This window comes from Pigmentiphaga kullae (genome assembly GCF_004216695.1).
Classification (GTDB): domain Bacteria; phylum Pseudomonadota; class Gammaproteobacteria; order Burkholderiales; family Burkholderiaceae_B; genus Pigmentiphaga; species Pigmentiphaga kullae.
The window spans coordinates 632,157-652,271 of sequence record NZ_SGXC01000001.1 but is presented as its reverse complement, the minus strand read 5'-3'; the positions used below and the strand labels follow the sequence as shown (position 1 = coordinate 652,271).

Below are 20,115 nucleotides of genomic sequence, written 5' to 3'. Positions count from 1 at the left end.
ATGCTGATACGAACGCTGGGCGCCATGCTGGCGGGACTCTCGCTTACGCTTGGCAGTGCGGCGGTGGCGGCCGATGCGGCGGCGGATTTCCCTTCGCGGCCGCTGCGCCTGCTGGTGGGCTCGCCGCCCGGGGCGTCGACCGATACCTATGCGCGCATCATTGCCGAACCGCTAAGCAAGGTGCTGGGCCAGAACGTGGTGGTCGAGAACCGCACCGGCGCCAGCGGCATCGTGGCCACCAGCGCCATGCTGAACTCAGCGGCCGACGGCTACACGCTGCAGTTCGTCTATACGTCATACACGCTGGCTCCCAGCCTTTACAAGGACCTGCCCTACGATGCCAACAAGGACGTGGCCGGCGTTTCCATGGTGGTGACCTCGCCTTTGACCCTGGTGGTGGGTGCTTCGTCCACGCTTTCCAGCATCGATGACCTGGCCCGACTGTCGCGCAAGCGATCGCTGAACTACGGATCGGCGGGAGTGGGCAGCGGCGGCCACCTGACCGCCGAGATGTTGCGGCTGGCGGCCCACATGCCCGCCGTGCACGTGCCCTATCGCGGCGCCGCGCCGGCCGCGGCGGCGGTGGCCGCCGGCGATGTCGATTTCGCGTTCGTGGCGCAGGTCACCGCCAGGGAGCTGATGCAGGCCGGCAAGCTGCGTCCGATCGCAATCACCAGCACGCGGCGCACGCCCATGCTTCCCGAGGTGCCGACCATGCAGGAGCTCGGCATCAAGGATTACGAGTTCTTCAACTGGTTCGGCGTGGTGGCTCCCGCCAAGACGCCGCCCGCCATCCTCGAGAAGATCGCCCGCGGCATTGCCCAGGTGCTCAAAAATCCCGACGTGCGCGCGCGCCTGACGTCCGACGGCTCGGAGGTGGTCGGCAATACGCCCGCCGAATTCAATCGCTTCCTCTTGGCGGACATCAAGAAATCGGGTGAACTGGTACGCCAGATCGGCATCAAGCAGGAATAGGAAATCATGGACGCAACAAGAACCGCTGAACAGGGGCCGCTCGCCGGCGTGCGGGTGGTCGACCTGTCGACCGTCGTGGTGGGGCCGGCCTGCACGCTGGCGCTGGCCGATCACGGCGCGGAGGTCATCAAGGTCGAGGCGCCGGACGGCGACCTGATGCGCCAGCTCGGCGGCGGCGCGCGCCATCGGGGCATGACCGGCAAGTTCATGAACTTCAACCGCAACAAGCGTTCGGTCTGCATCGACCTGAAGACCGAAGGCGGCCGGGCGGTGCTGCGGCGCCTGCTGGAAGGCGCCGACGTATTCGTCACCAACATGCGGACCAGTGCGTTGGACAAGCTGGGGCTGGACTGGGAGTCGCTGCGCGCGGTCAACCCCCGGCTGATCCATTGCCTGGTGCTGGCCTTCGGCCGCAAGGGGCGCTATGCGGGCCGTCCCGCCTACGATACGGTCATCCAGAGCGCGTCCGGCGTGGCCGGGGCCTTCCAGGCTTCGGGTGGCGAACCCCGTTTCGTGCCCTTCGTCATGACCGACCACATCACCGGCCAGATCGCCGCGCAGGCCATCGGTTTCGCGCTGTACCGGCGCACGCGTACCGGCGTGGGCGAGTCCATCGAAGTGCCGATGTTCGAGACCATGGCGGCCTTCGTCATGCGCGAGCACATGGGCAATCTGACTTTCGATCCGCCCATCGGTCCGGTCGGCGACGCGCGCATTCTGAATGCCGACAATCGTCCGGTGCCGACCAAGGACGGCTACATCGCCATTTCCCCCAATACCGATGCCCAGGCCTTCGCCTTCTTCGAGGCCATCGGGCGGCCGGAACTGAAGACAGACCCCCGTTTTTGCAGCGTGGCTGCGCGCACGGCCAACAGCCTGGACTACTACGCCCTGCGCGCCAGCGCGCTGAGAGGCCGGACGTCGGCCGAGTGGCTGGAGATCCTCGAGCGCATCGACGTGCCGGCCATGCGCTACAACACACTGGAAAGCCTGCTCGACGATCCGCATCTGGAGGATGCCGGTTTCGTGTCGCGCGTGGATCATCCCAGCGAGGGTGCGATCCGGCAGATCGGCCTGCCCAATGCCTTCTCCGGCGGCAACCGGCCGCAGACCCGGCCCGCGCCGCGGCTGGGCGAGGACACCATCGAGGTATTGCGTGAATGCGGCTTCGGCCAGGATGAGATCGATGCGGCCTTGCGCGATCGCATCGTTCATGGCGTCAAGCCGGAGGAAAGACAATGAGCCACGCCCATGCCGCCGACGAGGCGGAACTGGTGGTATCGACCGACAATCACGTACGGCTGCTGAGATTGAACCGTCCCGAGCGCCGCAACGCCTTGTCGCGTTCGCTGATGGTGGCCATCATCGAAGCAATGCTGGATGCCGAGGAAGACGACGAGGTGCGCGTCGTCGTGCTGACCGGTACCGGCGACGCGGCGTTCTGCGCCGGCGGCGATCTCAAGGAGATGCGCGGCAACGACGAGGCGGGCGCGCGTTTTCGCTCGCCCATGAATCGGCTGGAGCGCAATGTGTTCGAAGTCGTGCTCGAGGCGAAGAAACCCACCATCGCGGCGCTCAACGCCAGCGCGGTCGCCGGCGGTTTCGAGCTGGCGCTGGCCTGTGACCTGCGCATCTCGCATCCCGGGGCGCGCTTCGGCCTGCCCGAGACCAAGATAGGCATGGGGGCGAATTTCGGCTCGGTGCTGCTGCCGCGGCGGGTGGCGCCCGGCATCGCGTTGGAGATGCTGTTTACCGGCGAATACATTGACGCAGCCGAGGCGTATCGGATCGGCCTGCTGAACCGTGTGGTGGACGCGGCGCAGGTGTTGCCGGCGGCGCTCGAGCTGGCGGGCAGGATCGCCGGCAACGCGCCCATCTCGGTACGGCGCGTGAAAGCCGTGGCCCTGCGTGGGCTGGAGCTGCCTGTGGCGGCGGCACTGCGTCAGGACCCGGGCGCCAATCCCTACCTGAGCGAAGACCGCAAGGAAGGCATACGCGCGCGCCTGGAGAAGCGCAAGCCGGTATGGCGCAATCGATAGGAGCGAACGATGAAGACCGCATGGCCCAAGGTATTGATCACCGACGAGACGCTGCGCGACGGATTGCAGATAGAGCGCGAAGGCGTGACCGTGGACGAGAAGCTGGAGATATTGGAGATGCTGGTCGGCGCCGGCATACGGCGCCTGGTCGTGGGGGCTTTCGTCAATCCCAGGTGGAGCCCGCAGATGGGCGACACGCTGCGCCTGGTCGAGCGGCTGCAGCCGGTGCCGGGCGTGGAGTTCTTCGCGCTGGCGCTGAACGAGCGAGGCCGCGAGGACCGCAGGCGGCATGCGCCGCCGCTGAGCCTGGAGCCGCTGCCGGCGACCCATCTGCACATGTGCGAGACGTTCCTGTTGCGCAATACCAACCAGACCATGGAAGGGCAGGAACGGATATGGCGCGCGCCGGTCGAGAAGGCCCGCGCGTCCGGCGTGACGCAGGCCGCCGTGGGCCTGAGCGCCGGCTGGGGCTCGAACTGGAGCGGCAAGTTCACGCAGGCGGCGCGCCTGGACACCCTCCAGCGCCAGGTCGATGCCTGGAACGAGGCGGGCATCGAAGTCAAGCGCGTGGACCTGGCCGATCCCATGGCATGGAACACGCCGCTGGAGGTGGCCGGCGACCTGGAGGCGATCAAGCGGCGCTTTCCGACCATCGATGTCTTCCATCTTCACCTGCACAATGCCCGGGGCATGGCGATGCTGTCCATGTACGAGGCGCTCAAGCTGCTGGAGGCCGGCGATACGCTGGTGGCCGACACCGCGTTGGGCGGGATAGGCGGGTGCCCGTACTGTGGCAATGGCCAGGCGACCGGCATGATTCCCACCGAGGACTTCGTCCAACTGCTGCAAGTGCTTGGCGTGGACGCGGGCGTGGATCTGGATCGCCTGGTCGAGGCCTCGGTGCGCCTGTCCGGGATCCTGGGGCGCCCGCTGCATTCGCAGGTGGCGCGCAATGGTCCGTTGCCGGCGGCGGGCCGCCTCTACAGCCCGGACGTGCCCGTGGTCTACACTTTCGACGAGGCCCAGCATTTTCGGCTGGGGTCCTCCGTCTATGAAGGCAATGCGCGGCCCTGGGTCAAACCGGCTGCGCCGACCGGCACGTAGCGGCCTCGCACCGCCGCGCCGGATGGTACGAGGCGTGGAGCTATGGAAGGGACGATCAAGTCGGCGCGGCGGGTGCTGGAGATTTTCGAGTTCTTCGCCCAGACCCATGCGGCCGCGACGGTCAAGGAGTTGTCGCAGTGTCTGGGCTATCCGCAGTCCAGCACCTCGCTGCTGCTCAAGAGCCTGCTGGCGCAAGGCTATCTGCGCTACGACCCGCTTACGCGCACCTACTATCCGACCTTGCGCGTGATGCTGCTCGGTTCCTGGGTGCATGACGAGATTTTCGGCAACGGCAGCCTGATTTCATTGCTGGAGGGATTGCGCCGGGAGTTCGGACACTCGGTGCTGCTGGGCATGCGCCAGGGCATCTACGTGCGCTACATCGTGACCCTGTGCGCCGAAACCACCGGCTTGCCGCCCTATGCCACCGGCATCCTGCGGCCGGTGTGCCGGGCGGCGGTCGGCAAGATCCTGCTGGCCGGGCTGCGCAATGCCGAGATCTCGCTGATCGCCCGCCGCGCCAATGCGCAAGAGACCTCCCCTGCCTGCAAGGTCGCGGTGCCCGAACTGCTGGCCGATATCGAGACCTGCCGCGAGCGCGGCTGGGCCGAAAGCCGGGGGCGGGTGGTGGCGGGACGCAACGTCATCGCCATGGCGCTTCCGCCCGTGCCGGGCCAGATGGACCTGGCCATAGGCCTGGGCGGCCCCGAAGACGCCATCACGTGTCAACGCGATCAGGTGGTGGACCGCATGCGGCAGATAGGCCTGGCGCTGCAGGGGCGGGCGACCATCCAGGCGGGGATGGCGCCTGCTTCGTTGGAAGCCCGGCACTAGGGCCTCTTTTTAGTGTGAACAGGCCCTGGCGGTTCTCCCGTTCCGGTTTTCGTGGTCGAATGGCCCTGTATCGGCCTGCCGAAGGCGCTTCATGCATCTGCTCTGGACCTTTCTCAAGCCGCACCGCTCCCTGGCCTTCGTCGCGCTGCTGCTGGCCGGCGTCTCCCAGGTGCTGGCCCTGGTCGATCCCATCATCTTCGGCCGCATCATCGACGAGTACGCGATCAACCGGGCCGGCAAGACCGAGCACGAGCTGGTCACCGGCGTGCTGGGGCTGCTGGGCCTGGCGGTGGGGATCGCCATCCTGTCCCGGCTGGCCCGCGCCTTGCAGGAATACACGACCCGGCTGGTGGTGCAGAAGCTGGGCACGCATCTTTTCAACGACGGCCTGCGGCAGGTGCTGCGCCTGCGCTTCCAGGAGTTCGAAGATTTGCGCAGCGGCGAGGTGCTGTCGCTGCTGCAGAAGGTCCGGGCCGACAGCGAGCGTTTCATCAACACTTTCATCAATACGGTGTTCGCCGCGGTGGTGGGGGTGGGGTTCCTGACCTGGTATTCGGTCACGAAGAACTGGCTGCTGGTGCCGGTGTTCCTGGTCGGAGTGCTGCTGCTGGGCGGGCTGACCGGCCTGCTTAGCCGCGAGATCAAGACCCAGCAGCGTTCCATCGTGCGCGAGACCAACCGCAATTCGGGCTTCATTACCGAGTCCCTGCGCAACGTGGAGCTGATCAAGAGCCTGGGGCTGACCTATCCGGAAATCCGCCGCCTGCAGGCGCAGACGGCGGCGATCTTCGCGCTCGAAATGGAGAAGGTCAAGCGGATACGGGTGCTGTCCTTCCTGCAGGGCATGACGCTGAGCCTGTTGCGGCTGTCCATCCTGTTCGCGCTGCTGTGGCTGATCTTCCGCGAGGTGCTGAGCCCGGGCGAGCTGATTGCGATGCAGTTCATCTCGGTGGCGATCTTCGCGCCGTTGCAGGAACTGGGGAACATCATTCTGGCCTATCGCGAAGTGGATGCCTCGCTGCTGAATTTCGGGGCGCTGATGAAAAAGCCGGTGGAACGGCGGCCGCCCGGCGCGGTGGACGTGGGGCCGGTGCGCAACGTGCGTTTCGAGCAGGTCCGCTTTCGCCACAAGGACGCGCCGGACTACGCGCTGGAAGACGTGTCGTTCGGCGCGGAACTGGGCGATACGATCGCGTTCGTGGGGCCGTCGGGCTCGGGCAAGTCGACCCTGGTGAAGCTGCTGGTGGGGCTGTACCCGCCGGCCAGCGGCACGGTGTCGTACAACGGCCAGCCCACGACGGCGCTGCGCTTCAACCGCGTCCGGCGGCAGATCGGATTCGTGACGCAGGAAGCGCACATGTTCGCGGGCACGATCCGCGAGAACCTGCGGCTGGTCAAGCCCGACGCCACCGACGAGGAAATGGTGGCGGCGATGGAGCAGGCCTCCTGCGCCTATCTGCTGACCAAATCGCCGGACGGGCTGGACACGGCGATAGGCGAGATGGGGATGAAGCTGTCGGGCGGCGAGAAGCAGCGCCTGTCGATCGCCCGCGCGCTGATCCGCCAGCCCCGGCTGTTGATCTTCGACGAGGCGACGTCGGCGCTGGATTCGCTGACCGAGGAACAGATCAACGAGACGGTGCGGCGCATCTGCGCGCGCCGCACGCAGATCACGATCCTGATCGCGCACCGGCTGTCGACGGTGATGCAGGCCGACACCATCTTCGTGCTGGAGAAAGGGCGTATCGTGGAGCAGGGCAGCCACGCCAACCTGCTGGATGGCAAGGGCCTTTACTATGCGATGTGGCGGCAGCAGATAGGCGAGCGGCCCGCCGCGCCGATCTCCGAGGACCTGCCCGCCGACGAACCCGAGGATGCCTATGACCCGCTCCCGCCCGGGCCCTGACGCCCCCGATTCTCGCTTCGGCCCCGGCCGCCATGCCCTGCGTGGCGCCACGCTGAGTTTCCATGCCGACCCCTTCCTGTCGGATCCGCAGGCGTCGTATACCCACCTGTCCGATGCGCTGGTGGTGGTCGATGACGGCCGGATCGCCGAGGTCGGATCCTACGGCCGTCTGCGCGCCGCGGTCGAAGGCTCCATGCCGGTGGCGCACTATCCGGACGCGCTGATCCTGCCCGGCTTCATCGACACCCACATCCATTATCCGCAGACCCAGATGATCGGCGCCTTCGGCGAGCAATTGCTGGAGTGGCTGAACAAGTACACCTTCGTGACCGAGCAGCAGTTCGCCGACCCGGCGCACGCGGCGATGGTCAGCGAACTGTTCCTGCGCGAACTGCTGCGGGCGGGCACGACGACGGCGGCGGTGTACTGCACGGTGCATCCCGGGTCGGTGGACGCCTTCTTCCAGGCCTCGCAGCGCTTCGACACGCGCATGATCGCCGGCAAGGTGCTGATGGACCGCAACGCGCCGCAGGCGCTGCGGGATACGGTGCAAAGCGGCTACGAGGATTCCCGGGACCTGATCGCCAAGTGGCACGGCAACGGGCGCCAGCTGTATTGCATCACGCCGCGCTTCGCGGCGACCTCGTCCCAGGCGCAGCTGGAGTCGGCCGCCCGCCTGTGGCGCGAGCATCCCGGCACCTACATGCAGACCCATCTGAGCGAGAACCTGGGCGAGGTGGGCTGGATCGCCGAGCTGTTTCCGGACTGCTGCGATTATTTCGAGGTCTACCGGCGCGCCGGGCTGGCGGGGCCGCGCGCCATCTTCGCGCACGCGGTGCACGTCTCGGAAGACGAACTGTGCGCCTGTCACCGGGCAGGGGCGGCACTGGCGCACTGCCCGACCTCCAATCTGTTCCTGGGCAGCGGCCTGTTCCGGGTGTTCGACGCCAAGCGGGCCGACCGGCCGGTGCGGGTGGGGCTGGGCACGGACATAGGCGGGGGCACGGCCTTCTCGCAATTGCAGACCTTGAACGAAGCCTACAAGGTGGCGGCCCTGAACCAGACGCGGCTGACCGCCGCCCACGCGTTCTACCTGGCGACCCGGGGCGGTGCCCACGCGCTGTACCTGGACGACCGCCTGGGGGCCATCGAGCCGGGCTACGAGGCCGATTTGGTGGTGCTGGACCTGAAATCCACGCCCCTGATGGATTTCCGGATGCGCTATTGCGCCGACCTGATGGAGCAGTTGTTCGTGCTGATGACGCTGGGCGACGACCGGGCGGTGCGCGCCACCTACGTGGCGGGGCGGCCCGTGTACGACCGGTCGCGCCAGCCGGCGCCTTTCCGGTACGCGGACGGTTCGGCGGCCCCCGCGCCGGCTTGCTAGAATCAGTATTCGTTTCCGCGCCCGCGTCAGGCGGGCATTCAAGGCCATCCATGCACGTACTTTTCATTGTTGACCCGCTTCCCGCGCTCAAGGCCTACAAGGACACTTCAGTGGCGATGATGCGGGCCCTCGTGGCCCGCGGCCACCGGCTGAGCGTGGCGATGCAGGGCGATCTCTACGTCATCGACGGCACGGTGCGCACGGCTTCCCGGCCCATCGAACTGGTGCCGGACGCCGACCTGCACGAACATGCCTGGTGGAAGGAGGGGGCCGAGGGTGACCAGCCGCTGACCGCCTTCGACGCGGTGCTGATGCGCAAAGACCCTCCATTCGACATGGAATATGTGTATTCCACGCACCTGATGGAGCGGGCCGAGGCTCAGGGCGCGCGGGTGTTCAATTCCGGCGCGGCGATCCGCAACCACCCCGAGAAGCTGGCCATTGCCGAATTCCCGCACCTGACGGTGCCGACGCTGGTGACGCGCGACATGGCCCGCCTGCGGGCCTTCCACAACGAATACCACGACGTCATCGTCAAGCCGCTGGACGGCATGGGCGGCGCCGGGATCTTTCGGCTGGCCCCCAGGGAAGCCAACCTGAATGCCATCCTGGAAACGCTGACCGACAATGGCCAACGCAGCATCATGGCGCAGCGCTACATCCCCGAAATCCTGCAGGGCGACAAGCGGGTGCTGCTGATCGGCGGCGAGCCCGTGCCCTATTGCCTGGCGCGCATCCCGCAGGCGGGCGAGACCCGCGGCAACCTGGCCGCCGGCGGCCGGGGCGTGGCGCAGCCGCTGTCCGGGCGCGACCTGGCCATCGCCCGCGAACTGGGGCCCAAGCTGGCCGCGCGGGGCCTGCTGCTGGTGGGCCTGGACGTGATCGGCGACTACGTCACCGAGATCAACGTGACCAGCCCGACCACGTTCTGCGAAATCACCGAGCAGACCGGCTTCGACGTCGGCGCGATGTTCGCGCGGGCCCTGGAGGACGCCGTCGCCGCGAAGCCGGAAGCGAGATCGGCATGACCGGCGTCGTCATCGTCGCGCACGAGCCGCTGGCTTCGTCGCTCCTTTCCTGCGCATCGCACATCTTCGGCGAACTGTCCGGGGTGCTGGCCTACGATGCCGGCAACGACGAGGATCCCGACCAGATGTTCCGCGCGGTGCTCGAGCGCATCGAATCCGCGGCGGCCGGCGAGGGCGTGCTGGTGCTGACCGACGTGGTGGGCGCCACGCCCGCCAACCAGACCGACCGGGCGGCGCGCGAAGCGTCGCGCCTGGGGACGCCCACCACCGTGCTGGCGGGCGTCAACATACCGATGCTGCTGCGCACCTTGCCTTACCGCCACCTTTCCCTTGATGATCTGGCGCAGCGCGCCCTGGCCGGCGGCGCGCAAGGCGTCTTGCGCGTCGACGGCGAACCTGAAGACCATTGACCATGCCGAGCATCGACATCGCCGTTATCAACAAGCTGGGCCTGCACGCGCGGGCATCCGCCAAGCTCACCCAGCTCGCCAGCAGGTTCCGCAGCGAGATCCATATCGCGCGCGGCACGCGCCGCGTCAATGCCAAGAGCATCATGGGCGTCATGATGCTGGCGGCGGGCATCGGCACCAAGGTGACCGTCGATGCCGAGGGCGAGGACGCCCAGGAGGCCCTGGACCAGATCCGGGCCTTGTTCGAGCAGAAGTTCGGCGAGGCCGAGTAGCCTATGGAGACCTCGATGCTGGCCTTGCACGGACTGGGGGTGTCGCGCGGCTATGCCATCGGCCGCGCCGTGGTCATCGGCGCGGCCGCTCTAGAGGTATCGCACTATCGTATCGATGAAGAGGAAGTGGAGGCCGAGTGCGCGCGCCTGGCCGCCGCGATTCGCGCCGCTTCCGACGAACTGGCCCAGCTGGCCGACCATCTCCCCCCCGACGTACCCCGCGAACTGGGCGCCATCCTCCAGGTGCACAGCATGATCCTGGCCGACGAGATGATCTCGCTCGAACCGCTGGAGATCATCCGTTCCCGCCACTACAACGCCGAGTGGGCGCTGACCGCGCAGGGCCAGGCCCTGGCCGAACAGTTCGCGCAGATGGACGACGAGTACATGCGCGAGCGCGGCGGCGACGTGCGCCAGGTGATCGAGCGCATCCTGCACGCGCTGGCCGAGGCCGACGGGCGGCCGCGCGGCTTGAAGGGATCGGCCATCGACGCCCACGGCGATCCGCTCATCGTCGTGGCCCACGACATCTCGCCCGCCGACATGCTCAAGCTGCGCGGCGCCCGCTTCGCGGCCTTCACCACCGACCTGGGCGGCGCGACTTCGCACACGGCCATCGTCGCCCGCAGCATGGGCGTGCCGGCCGTGGTGGCGCTGGGCGCGGCCCGTACGCTGTTGCGCGACGGCGATATGGTCATCGTCGACGGCGAAGCCGGCGTGCTGCTGGTCAATCCGCCGCCGCGCGTGGTGGCCGAATACCGCGCCCGCCAGGCCGACTATGCCCGCGAGCGGGCCACGCTGGCGATGCTGCGGGATGTGCCGGCCATCACGCTGGATGGCGTGGTGGTGTCCATGCTGGCCAACATCGAACTGCCGGACGAGGCGCAGGCGGCGGTCGATGCCGGCGCGGAGGGCATCGGGTTGTTCCGCAGCGAATTCCTGTTCATGGGACGCGACGACCTGCCCGGCGAGGACGAACAGTACGAGGCCTATGCCTCGGTGGTGCGGACGATGGCGGGACGCCCGGTCACCATCCGGACGCTGGACATCGGCGCCGACAAGACGCTGGACGGCGAAGCCACCGTAGCCACCAATCCGGCCCTGGGCCTGCGGGCGATCCGCTACTGCCTGGCCCACCCGGAATTGTTCGCCACGCAGCTGCGCGCCATCCTGCGCGCCTCGGCGCATGGTCCGGTGCGGATACTGATACCGATGGTGGCTCATCTGCGCGAGGCGCGCGCTTCCCATGCCGCCATCGCCGCCGCGCGGCAGGAACTCGACGCGCGCGGCCAGCCCTACGGCGCGAACGTCCTGGTGGGCGCGATGGTCGAGATACCGGCGGTGGCGATCGCCATCGAGCCTTTCGTGGAAGTCTTCGATTTCCTGTCGATCGGCACCAACGACCTGATCCAGTACACCCTGGCCATCGACCGGGCCGATCCCGACGTGGCCAGCTTGTACGATGCGCTGCACCCGGCGGTGCTGCGCCTGGTGGCCAACACCATCAACGCGGGAGCCCGGGCCGGCAAGCCGGTTTCGGTATGCGGCGAAATGGCGGGCGACACCGAGCTGACCCGGCTGCTGCTGGGGCTGGGACTGACGCAGTTCTCCATGCACCCGCAGCAGTTGCTGGACGTCAAACGCGAGATCCTGCAAGCCCATTCCAATGCCCTGCGGACCAAGGTCGCGGCGGTGTTGAACCGTGCTTCGGAAATGGATCTGTCCTTGCTGAACCAATAGGGTGTAATGATGTCCCGGAGATTCGTCCGCACGAAACGGCCGGGCAGGCCGTGAGGTTCGCCACGCGTGTGCTGCGGTCGCTGCGGCCGTTGATCGGCGCTTCGTGCACGGCGGACATCGGCAAGGTCATCGGCGATTTCGCCGCCGAGCTGGACGCCATGCATTACGCGCTGGGCATCGTCCAGCACACGCCGGAGGGCGACGTGCTGCGGTGGCTGTGCGAGGACTCCCGGCGTTGGTGGGAGGCGTTTCGGCCCGAGTTCTCTCCCTTGATCGCGACCACCGGATGGCGCGTCGGGCAGATGCGCGTCGCCTGGCGGATGCTGGACGATGACCAGTTCTTTCCCGCGCATGACGAGTTGCGGCGCCTGGGGGCCCAAAGCGGGTTGTTCCTGGTGGCCGACGGGCTGCGGCCCGGCGACACCGTTGCCTGCTTCGCGCTGCTGTTCGGTTTCGTGGACGCGACGGCCGGGCGCCACGCCCATGCGCAACTGACCGATCTGTGCCACCATGCCGCGTCGCTGCTGCTCGAGGCCTATCTGCGGCTGCCGTGCCAGCAGAGCAAGCCGACATGCGCGTCCACCCGGCTTTCGGCGCGCGAGCAGGAATGCCTGCGCTGGGCCTCGGTGGGCAAGACCGGCGGCGAAACCGCCCAGATCCTGGGCGTGAGCGAGCGCACCGTGAATTTCCACCTGGGCAACGCCTTTGCCAAGCTCAGGGTCAACAACAAGCAGGCGGCGGTGGCCCAGGCGATCCTGCGGGGTCTGTTGTAGGGCGCCCGCCCGCGGCAAGGCACGCCGGGGCCGGTGCTACAATCCTTCGCATCTTTCATTGGCGCCGATTTGCCTGGTCCGCTTGCGGGCGCCCGATAAATCCAGCTAAAGAGTTCCGTCCATCGTGTCTTCCGATTCGCATCTCGAAGAGGCGTTGACCGCCTTTCTCGACACTCCTGCCCCCCCTTCCATCGGTCTCGATTCCGTCGGTGTCGTCCAGCCGCAGGCCATGACGTTCGACGAGCCGCTGCAATTGGCCAGCGGCACGGCCTTCGGCCCCTATTCGCTGATGGTCGAGACCTACGGCCGCCTTAACGCCGACCGCTCCAACGCGGTGCTGGTCTGCCACGCGCTGAACGCCTCGCATCACGTGGCCGGCGTGTCGGCCGACGATCCGTCCGATGTCGGCTGGTGGGACAACATGGTGGGGCCGGGCAAGCCGCTGGATACCGATCGCTTCTTCGTGATCGGCATCAACAACCTGGGCTCCTGCTTCGGATCCACCGGTCCCGCCAGCATCGATCCCCGCACCGGGCGGCCCTACGGCGCGTCCTTCCCCGTGGTCACGGTCGAGGACTGGGTCCACGCGCAGGCCCGCGTGGCGGACCGGCTGGGCATCGCCCGCTTCGCCGCGGTCATGGGCGGGTCGCTGGGCGGCATGCAGGCGCTCAGCTGGGCCATCACCTACCCCGAGCGCGTGGCGCATTGCGTGGTCATCGCCAGCACGCCGCGGCTGTCTGCGCAGAACATCGCTTTCAACGAAGTGGCGCGCCGCGCCATCATCACCGACCCCGAGTTCCACGGCGGCGACTTCTACGCCCATGGCACGGTGCCGCGCAACGGCCTGTCGGTGGCGCGCATGATCGGCCACATCACCTATCTGTCGGGCGACGACATGGCCGAGAAGTTCGGGCGGGCGCAGCGTTCGCCCGGCGCCGACGGCGCGTTCCGCTATGGCTACGACGTGGAGTTCGAGGTGGAGTCCTACCTGCGCTACCAGGGCGAGAAGTTCTCGAAATATTTCGATGCCAACACCTATCTGCTGATCACGCGGGCGCTGGACTATTTCGATCCCGCCAAGCAGGCTGGCGGCGACCTGGCGCGCTCGCTCGCGCCGGCGCAGGCCGAGTTCCTGCTGACTTCGTTCACGACCGACTGGCGCTTCCCGCCCTCGTGTTCGCGCGAGATCGTGCAGGCGCTGCTGCGCAACGGCCGTCCGGTCACCTATGCCGAGATCGAGGCGCCGCACGGCCACGATGCTTTCCTGCTGGACGACGCCCGCTACCATTCGGTGGTGCGGGGGTATTTCGATCGCGTGGCCCGCCAACTGGGCCTGGGCGAGGCGGGAGGCGCGCAATGACCCGCCACGCCGCTTCCCTGCGCCCCGACCTGGCCCGCATCGCGGGCTGGATCGCCGACGGCTCGCGCGTGCTGGACCTGGGCTGCGGCGACGGCACGCTGCTGGCCCACCTGCGCGACGCGCAGCAGGCCAGCATCGTCGGGGTCGAGATCAGCGACCAGCACGTGATCGAATGCGCGCGCAAGGGCGTCAACGTCATCCAGCAGAACCTGGAGGATGGCCTGGCGCTGTTCGAGGATGGCCGCTTCGATACGGTGGTGCTGTCGCAGACGCTGCAGGCCGTGCACAATACCGAGCGCATCCTGCTCGAAATGGCGCGGGTGGGGCGCGAGGGCATCGTCTCCTTCCCCAATTTCGGGCATTGGACCCATGGCTTGTCGATTCTGCGCGGACACATGCCCGTGACCGGGCAGATGCCCTACCAGTGGTACAACACGCCCAACATCCACCTGTGCACGCTGAAGGATTTCGAGGCGCTGGCCGCCAAGCTCGGGCTGCGCATCCTGGCCCGCGCGACCTTTGCCGATGCCCACGAGATCTCGTGGCTGCCCGGATGGCGCAGCACGCTGGCCGTGTATCGCTTCGCCTCGCCGGCGGGGCGCGGGACGAAGGCGGCGTGACCCCCGGCGGGCACGTCCGGCAAGTGGCATGAGCCAGCGGCGCGCCCTGCACAGGTTCTACTTCTTCGGCCTGATCGGCCTGGTGCATGCCTACGTGTGGCTGCGCCTCGTTCCCGACCTGGGCGCCGTGCCGGGCCTGGCGTCGGCGCTGTCCGTCGTGCTGGCGGCTTCCGCCGTCCTGATCCCCACCAGCATGCTCGCGCGGCGGCGCTCGGCCGGCCGCCTGCTGCTGGGCGCGATCTGGCTGGGGCTGCTGTGCATGGGCCTGTTCTCGTCGCTGTTCGTGCTGACGCTGCTGAGAGACCTCGTGCTGGCTGGCGCGTCCGCGCTGGCGTGGTTCGGGACCGGAGGCGGACACGCGGTGCTGGCGTTGCCGTCAGCCCTGTTCGTGGTCGTGGCCTCGCTGCTGATGTCGGTGGCGGGCTTCGTCGGCGCCCGCCGCGTGGCGCGCGTGGTGCGCGTCGACATCCCGCTGCGCGGGCTGCCCGCCGGGTTGGACGGATTCACCATCGCGCAGATCAGCGACATCCATGTCGGGCCCACCATCCGCGCGCCCTACGTGCGGCGCATCGTCGATGCGGTGAACGGGCTGCGGCCCGACATGGTGGCGGTCACCGGCGATCTGGTCGACGGCAGCGTGGCCGATCTCGTGGCGCACGCTCGGCCCTTGATGGAGCTGATGTCGCGCCACGGGACTTTCTTCGTAACGGGCAACCATGAGTACTACTCCGGCGCGCACGCCTGGGTCGATGCGCTGCGCGACATGGGCATGCGGGTGTTGCTGAACGAGCACGAGGTAGTACGCCACGCGGGCCAGGAACTGGTGGTGGCCGGCATCACCGACTACAGCGCCCACCAGTTCGATCCGGCGCACCGCAGCGATCCGCAGCGCGCGATGGCCGGCGCGCCGGCCGGCGCCGGCGCCCGCGTAATGCTGGCCCACCAGCCGCGCAGTGCGGCGGCGGCGGCCGCCGCGGGCTTCGACCTCCAGTTGTCGGGCCATACCCACGGCGGGCAGTTCCTGCCCTGGAATTTCTTCGTGCCGCTGCAACAGCCGTTCGTGGCGGGGCTGCATCGCCAGGACGGCATGTGGGTGTACGTGAACCGCGGCACGGGCTACTGGGGGCCTCCCATGCGCTTCGGCGTGCCGTCGGAAATCACGTTGCTGCGGCTGGTGCGGGCCCGGGAGTAAGGTCCGGCACGCGGCCGGCGGTCAGTCCCCGGGGCATTCCAACTGGCCGGAGCGCGGATTGGGGCCTTGCTTGCCGGGGCCCGGTCCGGTCGCGGGCAGGCCGTAGACCGCCTTGACCTGCGCGTTGTCATCGACCCGGAAGCCGTCCTTGTCGAGCACCCAGGCGTCGAAATAGTTTTCCGGATTGAAGGGCCGGGTCCCCGTGCTCTTCATGAAGTCGGTCAGCAGCGGCACTTCCGACGGCAGATAGGGGAAGTGCAGTCCGTACTCCAGGCTGAAGCCGACCTGCACGCCGTCCACGAGCGTTGCCCGGGTGCCGAGGTGGTGAGGCTGGAAGTACTTGATGCCGAAGGCCGGCATCAGCACGCGCGCCTGGTTGACGACACGGGACTCCGGACCCCCCTGCCAGAGGTCGATGTTTTCGATGCCGGCGTCGTTGACGGCCTGCTGCAGATTGGTGAACGGTGAACCGTAGACCTTTTCCTGCGCGGTACCCTTGTTCTTGACGCGGGGAATGAACAGGTCGACGCCCCCCGCGCCGCTGTCCGAGGCATAGATACTGAGGGGACCGCCTTTGGTCCGTGCCGTGATCAGGAAGCCGAAGGTCTCGACGCCGGCGGTGCCGTTGCCGGCCTGTCCGCAATCCAGGCTGTGCAGCCAGCGGACGACCCGGATGGCCACGAAATCGTTGATCTTGAAGGTTTCGCCGCCGTCCAGGGTCGTGCATTGGGACGCGGGGTTGCCATAGGCGGCGACGGCGTCGCATACCGCTTGCGGTGCATAGATATGCTTGCCGGTCTGCTTCGCGTACTCGGGAATCTGGCGGGCATGGTCGCTATGTTCGTGGCCGACGAGCAGAAAATCGACCGTCCCTTTTTTCTCCAGCGCGCTCAAGGCCTTGCTTACCGCAGCGGGGTTGGGCGTTCGTCCGGAATTGACCACTTCGCCGTCGAGAATGAAGCCGACGTCTCCGATCTGGTAGTGCCAATTGCTGATGCCGAACCAGGTCGTGCGTATGGCGCTGGGAGCATTCGCCAACGGATCGGTCGGCGGTGGATCGACGGGGTTGCCCTGCTGGACCGCGCCGTCGCCGCCGCACGCGGCGAGGGTGAGTGCGCCGACCATGGCGGCGACGGCAAGGGCGATATAGGTCTTCTTCATCATGTCTCCTCATCGGGTTTTTCTTCTGCGGCCCTGGAAGCAACCAACGGCGCGGGGACAAGATATCGAACCGCGCCTTTCAGAGTGCTTTCATTCAGGCAAACTCGAGGTCCGGTGCGATGAAAGCATTTTGAAAGGGTGGGCGGCGTACTGTAGGCTCGGGCCGGACGAGCCTGTCCGGACGCGGCGATCCCTTCGCTGCTGTCCGGGAAAAAAAACGGAGACGAACCGCCAATGCGCATCCTGCTTGCCGAGGACACCCGCGAGCTTGGGGAGTGGATCACCAAAGCCCTTCGGGAACTTGCCTACTACGTCGACTGGGTCGACGACGGCCGCCAGGTCGGGCGAGCGCTCGACCAGGAGGACTACGATGCGCTGATTCTCGACCTGGGGCTGCCCGGCATCGATGGCCATGCGACGCTGCTGCGATTGCGCGCGGCGGACCATCGCATTCCTGTCCTGGTGCTGACGGCGCGGGATTCCTTGAGCGAGAAGGTCAAGACGCTGAACGAAGGCGCCGACGATTTCCTGATCAAACCCTTTGCGCTGGAGGAGCTGGCGGCGCGCCTGACCGCGCTCGTCAGGCGTTCCCGGGGCATCGAGTTTCCCCGGTTCGCCTGTGGTCCTTTGTTGCTGGATTCGGTGACCAAGCACTTTTCGGTGAATGGCGCTCCGCTTGCCTTGCCACCGAGGGAGTACGCCGTGCTGCGGGCACTGATAGTCAAGAGCGGACAACCGCTCAGCAAGCATGAAATCCTGTCCAAGGCATTCCAGGATGGCGATGAGCTCTTGCCGGAGATCGTCGAGGTCGTCGTGCACCGCTTGCGCAAACGGCTGGAAGGAACGGGCGTTCGCATCGTCACCATGCGCGGACTGGGTTATGTACTGGAGCCGGTTTAGACGCTGGAGCCTGCGGGCTCAACTACTTGCCCTGCTGCTGCCGACCGTGCTGGTCATCGTCGGCATCGAGCTGCTCGCGACGCGATATTCGTCGGTCGACGCGGCCAATGCCGCGTACGACAGGTCCGTCGTGGGCGCCTTGCGATCGCTGGATGCCAATATCTCGACGGCATCGGGAGGTTTGTCCATCGAGTTGCCCTACCGGTTGTTCGAGTTCTTCGAGCTGACCGCGAGCGGGGACGTGTATTTCAGGGTGGCGACGGGAGACGGATTGGTGGAGATCGGGAGCCCCGACCTGCCCATGCCCGACACAGTGCTGGAGCCGGATGCGCCGGTTTTCTACGATGCGATGTATTTCGGCCAATCGCTGCGGCTGGGCGCGTACATGCGCAAGCTGGCCGATCCCGTGGTGGACAGCGACAATCCCTACGTGATCATCCAGGTCGCCGAGAACACCGCCTCGCGCGATGCCTTCACGCGCCATTTGATGATGAGGGCGGTGATGCGCGATCTTGGCGTGCTGGTGGCGGTCGCGCTGTCGCTGGTCTTCATCACGCATCTGGCCACCCGGCCGGTGTCCGATCTGGCGGAGCACATCCGGGCGCGTCCGGCATCGAATCTTGCGCCGCTCAACATGTGCCGTCTTCCGGCCGACGTGTCGGTGCTGGTTGCCGCCATCAACCACCTCCTGTTTCGTTCGCAGCGGATTCTGGAGCAGCAGCGCATGTTCGTGGACGATGCCTCCCACCAGTTGCGAACGCCGCTGGCCACGCTGCGGACACAGCTCGACTACGCACGCCTGACCAAGGATCCGGTGCAGGTCCGCGAGACGCTCGATGCACTGGCCAGACAGGTCGATCAGGCCACGCATTCGACCAACCAGCTGCTCGCGCTGGCTCGCAGCGATACGGCAGCGCTGAGTCTGGAGTCTTTCGATGCGCTGCAACTGCTGCGAGAGGTGGCGTTGCGCCTGGTGCCCCTGGCGCGCGCGCGAAACATCGATTTCGGGATCGGTACGGAAACCACGGTCGAGGTCCTGGGCGACTACACCTTGCTGCGCGAAGCGGTCTTCAATCTCGCGGACAACGCGATCCGCCATACGCCCGGCGGTGCGGTGGTGACCTTGAGCGCCGGAGCGGACGATCGCCATTGCTGGATGGAAGTCAGCGACGCAGGTCCGGGCATGCCCGCCGAGATCGCGCAGAGCGCCGGCCAACGCTTCATCCGCGGCAGGCGCAGCGACGGGGCCGGCCTGGGCCTGGCGATTGTCCGCGCGGTGGCCGACCGGCACCATGGCATCTTGTCGTTGATATCCGAACCAGGCCGGACGGGTTTGACAGCCATCCTGCGCTGGCCCGCCAGTTCCATTTCCAATCCGGAGGCTCGCGCAAATGAGAATCCTGCCGCCTGATGTCGATGCGCCAAGACGTCGCTTGCTTGCCCGTGCCGCGGCCGTGGCACTGGGCGCCCAACTGCCCGCAGCGCTGCGGGCCACGTCCCGTCCCGGACCATCCACGGCCGAATGCATCGTGCCGGCCAAGGCGGGGGGCGGTTTCGACCTGACCTGCAAGGTGGCGAAGTCCTTGCTCGATCGATCCGGAGCGTTGGGCAGCCCGGTGAAGATACGCTACGTGCCAGGGGGTATCGGGGCCATCGTCTACAAGCAGACGATCATGCGCAGCAGCGATCGCGCCGAGCAACTGATCGCGTTTTCCGGCGGGTCGCTGTTGAACATCGCCCAGCGCAAATTCGGTCCCTACGCGGAGGACAGTGTCCGATGGGTGGCATCGCTGGCCATGGACTTCGGGGTGGTCGCGGTCCACAGGGATTCACCCATCCGCAATTTCAAGGATCTGGTCGCCGCAGTCCGTGCCCGTCCCATGGAGATCGTGTTCGGCGCGGGAGGCACCATCGGCAGCCAGGACTGGATCAAGTCCGCCGAGATCGCGAGGGCGGCTCAATACGATTTCAAGTTGTTGCGTTATGTCGCCTTCGAAGGGGGCGGCGATGCGGTGGCCGCGCTCGAGCGCGGCTACGTGCATGTCATGCCGGGAGATGCATCGGAGCTGACCATGCATCTGAAGCAAGGCGCGGCGGTACGCGTCGTGGCCTCGTTTTCCGAAGAGCGGCTGCCGGGGCTGCTGGCTTCGGTGCCGACAGCGCGGGAACAAGGCTTCGACATCGTCTGGCCCGTGGCGAGGGGGTTCTATGTCGGCCCTCGGGTCGACGACGCGGCCTACGACGCCTGGGTGTCCCTGTTCGAAAAGGTGGCCGCGTCCGCCGATTATCGTGAGCTGATGAACGAGAACGGCATGCAGCCGTACTTCCTGGGGGGGCGCGACCTCACCCGGTATGTCACCCGCCAGGTCGAGGCCTATCGGACGCTGGCCAGGCAGTACCAATTGCTCTGAGTG

General features: G+C 67.1%; 19 protein-coding genes. 18 read left to right on the top strand and 1 reads right to left on the bottom strand.

Annotated features, from left to right (window positions below):
* The 15 genes from EV675_RS03190 to EV675_RS03120 all read left to right on the top strand — a co-directional run bounded on the left by EV675_RS03190 (position 1) and on the right by EV675_RS03120 (position 15,640).
* Positions 1 to 975, top strand: coding sequence for a Bug family tripartite tricarboxylate transporter substrate binding protein (locus tag EV675_RS03190; RefSeq protein ID WP_130355965.1), 975 nt, complete (start codon positions 1 to 3; stop codon positions 973 to 975).
* 6 nt (positions 976 to 981) lie between these two features.
* Positions 982 to 2,217, top strand: a complete 1,236-nt coding sequence (locus tag EV675_RS03185; protein ID WP_130355964.1) for a CaiB/BaiF CoA transferase family protein — start codon at positions 982 to 984, stop codon at positions 2,215 to 2,217.
* Entirely contained in the window at positions 2,214 to 3,014 is an 801-nt protein-coding gene (locus tag EV675_RS03180; protein WP_130355963.1) for an enoyl-CoA hydratase/isomerase family protein, read from the top strand. The genes EV675_RS03185 and EV675_RS03180 overlap by 4 nt, the downstream gene beginning before the upstream one ends.
* 9 nt (positions 3,015 to 3,023) lie before the next feature.
* Positions 3,024 to 4,118 carry a beta/alpha barrel domain-containing protein gene (locus EV675_RS03175; protein ID WP_130355962.1) on the top strand — a complete coding sequence of 365 codons (1,095 nt, stop codon included), beginning with the start codon at positions 3,024 to 3,026 and terminating at the stop codon, positions 4,116 to 4,118.
* Positions 4,119 to 4,160: 42 nt separating this feature from the next.
* Complete coding sequence (locus EV675_RS03170) at positions 4,161 to 4,952, top strand: IclR family transcriptional regulator (RefSeq protein ID WP_130355961.1); 792 nt, start codon at positions 4,161 to 4,163, stop codon at positions 4,950 to 4,952.
* Between the two features lie 91 nt (positions 4,953 to 5,043).
* Complete coding sequence (locus EV675_RS03165; protein ID WP_130355960.1) at positions 5,044 to 6,858, top strand: ABC transporter ATP-binding protein; 1,815 nt, start codon at positions 5,044 to 5,046, stop codon at positions 6,856 to 6,858.
* Entirely contained in the window at positions 6,833 to 8,245 is a 1,413-nt protein-coding gene (gene guaD / locus EV675_RS03160) for a guanine deaminase (protein WP_130355959.1), read from the top strand. Before EV675_RS03165 ends, guaD begins: the two co-directional genes overlap by 26 nt.
* 50 nt (positions 8,246 to 8,295) lie before the next feature.
* Complete coding sequence (gshB, locus tag EV675_RS03155) at positions 8,296 to 9,273, top strand: glutathione synthase (RefSeq protein WP_130355958.1); 978 nt, start codon at positions 8,296 to 8,298, stop codon at positions 9,271 to 9,273.
* Positions 9,270 to 9,683: a PTS sugar transporter subunit IIA gene (locus tag EV675_RS03150; RefSeq protein WP_130355957.1), complete on the top strand. Its 414-nt coding sequence runs from the start codon at positions 9,270 to 9,272 to the stop codon at positions 9,681 to 9,683. The genes gshB and EV675_RS03150 overlap by 4 nt, the downstream gene beginning before the upstream one ends.
* Positions 9,684 to 9,685: 2 nt before the next feature.
* Positions 9,686 to 9,955, top strand: coding sequence for an HPr family phosphocarrier protein (locus EV675_RS03145; protein WP_087838112.1), 270 nt, complete (start codon positions 9,686 to 9,688; stop codon positions 9,953 to 9,955).
* A 3-nt stretch (positions 9,956 to 9,958) separates the two neighbouring features.
* A complete protein-coding gene (ptsP, locus tag EV675_RS03140) occupies positions 9,959 to 11,695 on the top strand; it encodes a phosphoenolpyruvate--protein phosphotransferase (protein WP_165404405.1) in 1,737 nt (578 codons plus the stop codon).
* A 50-nt stretch (positions 11,696 to 11,745) separates the two neighbouring features.
* Positions 11,746 to 12,468 carry a helix-turn-helix transcriptional regulator gene (locus EV675_RS30165; protein ID WP_278044753.1) on the top strand — a complete coding sequence of 241 codons (723 nt, stop codon included), beginning with the start codon at positions 11,746 to 11,748 and terminating at the stop codon, positions 12,466 to 12,468.
* A 154-nt stretch (positions 12,469 to 12,622) separates the two neighbouring features.
* Complete coding sequence (metX, locus tag EV675_RS03130; protein ID WP_242621419.1) at positions 12,623 to 13,828, top strand: homoserine O-succinyltransferase MetX; 1,206 nt, start codon at positions 12,623 to 12,625, stop codon at positions 13,826 to 13,828.
* Positions 13,825 to 14,448, top strand: coding sequence for a methionine biosynthesis protein MetW (gene metW / locus EV675_RS03125; RefSeq protein WP_130355956.1), 624 nt, complete (start codon positions 13,825 to 13,827; stop codon positions 14,446 to 14,448). The genes metX and metW overlap by 4 nt, the downstream gene beginning before the upstream one ends.
* Before the next feature lie 28 nt (positions 14,449 to 14,476).
* Positions 14,477 to 15,640 carry a metallophosphoesterase gene (locus tag EV675_RS03120; protein ID WP_130355955.1) on the top strand — a complete coding sequence of 388 codons (1,164 nt, stop codon included), beginning with the start codon at positions 14,477 to 14,479 and terminating at the stop codon, positions 15,638 to 15,640.
* A gap of 21 nt (positions 15,641 to 15,661) precedes the next feature.
* Here the strand turns inward: EV675_RS03120 and EV675_RS03115 are convergent, their stop codons facing one another.
* Positions 15,662 to 16,801, bottom strand: a complete 1,140-nt coding sequence (locus EV675_RS03115) for an MBL fold metallo-hydrolase (protein WP_130355954.1) — start codon at positions 16,799 to 16,801, stop codon at positions 15,662 to 15,664.
* Between the two features lie 234 nt (positions 16,802 to 17,035).
* On the opposite strand from EV675_RS03115, the gene EV675_RS03110 reads away from it, so the two are divergent.
* The 3 genes from EV675_RS03110 to EV675_RS03100 are packed head-to-tail and all read left to right on the top strand — an operon-like array spanning position 17,036 to position 20,112.
* Complete coding sequence (locus EV675_RS03110) at positions 17,036 to 17,701, top strand: response regulator (protein ID WP_130355953.1); 666 nt, start codon at positions 17,036 to 17,038, stop codon at positions 17,699 to 17,701.
* Positions 17,682 to 19,112: a sensor histidine kinase gene (locus tag EV675_RS03105; protein WP_130355952.1), complete on the top strand. Its 1,431-nt coding sequence runs from the start codon at positions 17,682 to 17,684 to the stop codon at positions 19,110 to 19,112. The genes EV675_RS03110 and EV675_RS03105 overlap by 20 nt, the downstream gene beginning before the upstream one ends.
* 22 nt (positions 19,113 to 19,134) lie before the next feature.
* Positions 19,135 to 20,112 (top strand): tripartite tricarboxylate transporter substrate binding protein, encoded by a 978-nt coding sequence (locus tag EV675_RS03100; RefSeq protein WP_165404404.1) that lies wholly within the window; start codon positions 19,135 to 19,137, stop codon positions 20,110 to 20,112.
* Positions 20,113 to 20,115 lie beyond the last annotated feature (3 nt).